Here is a 4,043-nt window from a genome sequence, read left to right as displayed (position 1 = left end):
GGTTGATAGGTTCAGGGTGTAAGCTCAGTAATGAGTTCAGCTGATGAATACTAATAGATCGAGGACTTAACCTAATTTAAATCTGATCAATTTTGAAAGTATTAACCTGGCCCCTTGGTCAAGCGGTTNAGCTCAGCTGGGAGAGCACCTGCCTTACAAGCAGGGGGTCACAGGTTCGAGCCCTGTTGAGCCCACCAATTATTTGGCCTGGTAGTTCAGTTGGTTAGAATGCCAGCCTGTCACGCTGGAGGTCGAGGGTTCGAGTCCCTTCCAGGTCGCCAAATAATTTAAAGAATAAAATCATAGATACAAAATATCTTTGGGTCTTTATTATATAACAAACTATATGCTAGTGTGGCTCAACGGTAGAGCAGCTGACTTGTAATCAGCAGGTTGTAGGTTCGATTCCTATCACTAGCTCCAAGAAAAACATAAAGTGGGCCTTTAGCTCAGTTGGTTAGAGCGCCCGGCTCATAACCGGTAGGTCTGGGGTTCGAGTCCCTGAAGGCCCACCACTTTATGCCCAGATAGCTCAGTCGGTAGAGCAGGGGACTGAAAATCCCCGTGTCGGTGGTTCGATTCCGCCTCTGGGCACCAACAATTAAAAAGATTATGTGGTTATTATAGCAAGGAGGATACACCTGTTCCCATTCCGAACACAGAAGTTAAGCTCCTTAGCGCCGATGGTACTTGGGGGGCAGCCCCCTGGGAGAGTAGGACGTAGCCACGTAATCTTTTTTTTATGCTTTTTTATTAGAAATTATAAGCGAAAAAGATGGTTATTTAAATACCGTGAATTCATTAAATAGATTTATAAAATTAAGTATTGTATCTTATTAAATATACTAAAATTTCTTAAACTCGCTAAGGCTCAGACATAAGAAATTTTTTAACGTATACTTAAACGATACAACACAAATTTTATTGAAATCTATTTAAAAGATTCACTAACATTTAAATAACCATTTTTTTTAGTATGTGAATATATCAATAGAGATAACGATTAAATAAAAGCTTACGTGATTACGGAAAGAGATGAAGAAATAAAAAATATTATGTGTCTAGTTAATAGATTGATCTAATGTATACTGAAAATTTATATGAAGGTTGGAAAGTTATATGGATATATAAAGACGAGTATTTATTAGAAGTTATTAAAAATATGCCAGAAAAACCAAAGACTATATATGACCATTCAGTATTAGGAAAAGTCTTTGGTTACTTTGATAAAGCTATAAAAGAATTTATTGAATCTAAGCTTTGCGATACTCAGTGTGATTACACTTAGGACATGGCGGAAGTGTATCTGTGCTATCGTCTAATACTACTGTTTGACCACAATTTTTACAAATATAAGTTCCTTTACCTGGTTTTTCTCCTGTTGTTGGCATAAGATCACCTACTTTCTATATAGATATAATTAGACAAAAGGGAAATAATACCTTTGACTAGTTTTGTCTAATTATATCTAGTTTTGTAGAACTACAAGGAAATCTCTATTCTATGTAGAATTATGTATGCAGAAGGGAGATGTGTGTATGAAAAAATTGAAAACAATACCTACTATAATTTTAATAGTTTATGTAATTTTACAGTTTCCATCACCAGGAAATTTTCTATATCCAGCAAAATTAATGGTAGATGAGGGTATTTCTAAAGGAACTAATGTGATTCTTGAGATTATAGAAAGCAAAGTAGAAGAATTTAGTAAAAAATATATAAATGCGATAACTAATAATAATTAAGATGTATTGTATAAAAAGGAAGAACCTCTTTTCGTCTTGAACATAAAGAATTAAGAAGGAGAAATTAATATTAAGAGAGCTAAGAGAACTGGATATTATTATTTTAGACCAAGTTTTACATTAGATAATGAAACAAATAAGGAATTAGAACAGAAAGCAGAAGTATTATATGATGCAGTTATTTTAGAAAAATTAAAATGTGTAAGAAATAACAATATAAAAAAATGGAAATAAGAACCGTATGTGCATAAAATTGTAAAACTTAGTCCTAATTCGTTTACTGAAAAAGATATGATAGTAGTTATAAGATTTTTAGATAATTCTAAAGAAATAGAGGAGTTTTTAGCAACACTTACGAGTGAAAAATTATTAGAGTATATGTTCAAAGTAGCACATGAATATTTAGAAAAAAATAAAGAACATAGCTTTAAAATTCGTAATAAAAATATAGATTATCTAGATAATGATCAACATGAAAATAAACTAAAAGATAAAGTAATTAAAGAAAAGTTGCTATATCCACGAAATAAAATAAAAGTGGAAAATTCAATTAAAAATGCACAATATAATTGTGAATTTAATGAAAAACATAAATTTTTCATATCAAGACTTACAAAGCGAAATTATGTTGAGGGGCACCATTTAATACCGTTAGAATATCAAGATGAATTTGAGTATACTTTAGATGTAGAAGCAAATATTATTTTCTTCTATCCTGTTTGCCATAAAAAATTACATTATTCTATATTTGAAGAAAAATATTTTGGATAAATTATAGGATAAAAGAAAATGCAAATTAGAAAAAACTAAGATTTTAATTCCTATTGAAAAATTATATGAGTACTATACAAATGATTTGGTAGAAGATTAAATCGATTTTTTAGTTAAAAAACTATTTATCAATAATAAAGAAATCATAAGGAGCCATAGGCTCTTTTTTAATAGATAATATAAATGTAATTATTTGCATCATAATACAATTTTATGTATAATCTGGTGTGATATTGAAAGGAGTTGATAAAATTTGAAAAAAGAATTAGTAGCAATAAGCATAGTGTTCTTATCACTATCCATAATGTTTACTGGTATGTTTTTAATAAACCCCAAAATAATAAATAATAACTATTCTATTAATTTACCAAAAGAAACGTTGGAGAAAAATTTAGAAGAATATAAATCTATTCAACAACTAGAAAGATATAAAAGAGAATTAAAAGAACAATACAATGATAATATAGATTATTTGAATAATAAGTTTAACACAATGATATCACTTTTAGGAATTGCTGTATCAGTATGGATTGGGTTAAACATATATAATATACTACAAAAATCAGAGTTAGATAATCTAAAGCAGGATATCGAAAAACTATCAAAAAAGAAGGGAGAATTGGAAAAATCTATAATAAGCCTGAAGAATAAATCAAAGGAAGATTTGAACAAAATAGAAATAGATTATAAAAATAGATTTTCAAAATTAAAACATACTTATAATCAAAAATCAAATCATATAGATCAATTAACTCTTAAATTGAATAGGAGTATGGCGGAATTAGAAATCGAGACTAACTATATAAAAATTAAACAATTAGAAGATAAAGGTACAATTGAAATATTAGAATTTAGAAAATACTGTGAAAAAATATTAGAACTAACTAATAAATATATTGATATTAAAGATAATGAATTTTTAGCTGAAATATATAATAAATTAGGATGGACATATGTAAGTGTTGCTACAATTGATGAAAGACTATATAAAACAGCGAAAACATTACTAAATAAAGCTCTAGAGCTTTCTGAAGATGTTTTCATTATAGAGTCTATAAATTATAATTTTGCTGAATTAGAAAGATGTATAGGAAATACAGATAATGCAATTTATTATTTAAAACAAATCTACGAAGAAAATCTATATAATTTTCATAACTCAATTGAATTAGCATCAGAACTGGATAGAAGAAATAAAGATGATGACTTAGATAAAGCAATGGAATATTTAAACGAGGCAGTTGATATTGGGGAATTTAAAGCTAAAGAACATATTTTTAAGATTAAAAATGCGGAAGGTTTTTTGAATTTATCTATGTCAAATGAGTATAATCGTGAGCTTGAGAAATTAATAAATCCTTATGACAAAGTATAAGTGTAATATATTATTTAATATATGCTTAAATATATTTTAAATAATACAATCTATTGTGCTAGTTGAAATCAATTTACTTAATATGGTAAATTGATTTCAACAAAAAATCATCCTCTCAAATTTAAAATTATGGATATTTTATCCAAATGTTA

5 protein-coding genes, 4 tRNA genes and 1 rRNA gene are annotated in these 4,043 nt (G+C 28.2%); 9 read left to right on the top strand and 1 reads right to left on the bottom strand.

All coding sequences use genetic code 11. The features are described 5' to 3' along the window. The first annotated feature begins 204 nt into the window (after positions 1-204). From WJW32_RS00710 to WJW32_RS00685, 6 genes are all read left to right on the top strand, one after another. Positions 205-281, top strand: a tRNA-Asp gene (locus WJW32_RS00710). A gap of 67 nt (positions 282-348) precedes the next feature. Continuing rightward, positions 349-423: transfer RNA gene (locus tag WJW32_RS00705), tRNA-Thr, on the top strand. A gap of 15 nt (positions 424-438) precedes the next feature. After that, positions 439-515, top strand: a tRNA-Ile gene (locus WJW32_RS00700). A 6-nt stretch (positions 516-521) separates the two neighbouring features. Beyond that, positions 522-597: transfer RNA gene (locus tag WJW32_RS00695), tRNA-Phe, on the top strand. Positions 598-613: 16 nt separating this feature from the next. Further along, positions 614-730, top strand: a 5S ribosomal RNA gene (gene rrf / locus WJW32_RS00690). A gap of 351 nt (positions 731-1,081) precedes the next feature. After that, on the top strand, positions 1,082-1,288 hold the full coding sequence (locus WJW32_RS00685) for a hypothetical protein (RefSeq protein WP_340253510.1): 207 nt from the start codon (positions 1,082-1,084) through the stop codon (positions 1,286-1,288). On the opposite strand, the gene WJW32_RS00680 is transcribed toward WJW32_RS00685, so the two are convergent. Beyond that, entirely contained in the window at positions 1,254-1,391 is a 138-nt protein-coding gene (locus tag WJW32_RS00680) for a zinc ribbon-containing protein (RefSeq protein WP_340253507.1), read from the bottom strand. The two genes, WJW32_RS00685 and WJW32_RS00680, sit on opposite strands and share 35 nt — an antisense overlap. Before the next feature lie 147 nt (positions 1,392-1,538). Between WJW32_RS00680 and WJW32_RS00675 the strand changes: the two genes are divergently transcribed. From WJW32_RS00675 to WJW32_RS00665, 3 genes are all read left to right on the top strand, one after another. Further along, positions 1,539-1,745: a hypothetical protein gene (locus WJW32_RS00675; protein WP_340253504.1), complete on the top strand. Its 207-nt coding sequence runs from the start codon at positions 1,539-1,541 to the stop codon at positions 1,743-1,745. Positions 1,746-1,988: 243 nt separating this feature from the next. Then, positions 1,989-2,516 (top strand): hypothetical protein, encoded by a 528-nt coding sequence (locus WJW32_RS00670; protein ID WP_340253501.1) that lies wholly within the window; start codon positions 1,989-1,991, stop codon positions 2,514-2,516. Positions 2,517-2,769: 253 nt separating this feature from the next. Then, positions 2,770-3,891 (top strand): tetratricopeptide repeat protein, encoded by a 1,122-nt coding sequence (locus WJW32_RS00665; RefSeq protein ID WP_340253498.1) that lies wholly within the window; start codon positions 2,770-2,772, stop codon positions 3,889-3,891. The last annotated feature ends 152 nt before the right edge of the window (positions 3,892-4,043 follow it).

It is taken from the genome of Tepidibacter sp. Z1-5 (genome assembly GCF_037844525.1).
In the GTDB taxonomy this organism is placed as follows: domain Bacteria; phylum Bacillota; class Clostridia; order Peptostreptococcales; family Peptostreptococcaceae; genus Tepidibacter_A.
The sequence above is the reverse complement of the archived record's forward strand: the minus strand, read 5'-3'. Positions and strand labels throughout refer to the sequence as shown.

What these genes read in the sequence shown, in the direction of transcription:
- WJW32_RS00680 (WP_340253507.1), bottom strand. Translation starts at nt 1,391, where the DNA reads ATGCCAACAACAGGAGAAAAACCAGGTAAAGGAACTTATATTTGTAAA.
- WJW32_RS00675 (WP_340253504.1), top strand. Translation starts at nt 1,539, where the DNA reads ATGAAAAAATTGAAAACAATACCTACTATAATTTTAATAGTTTATGTA.
- WJW32_RS00685 (WP_340253510.1), top strand. Translation starts at nt 1,082, where the DNA reads ATGTATACTGAAAATTTATATGAAGGTTGGAAAGTTATATGGATATAT.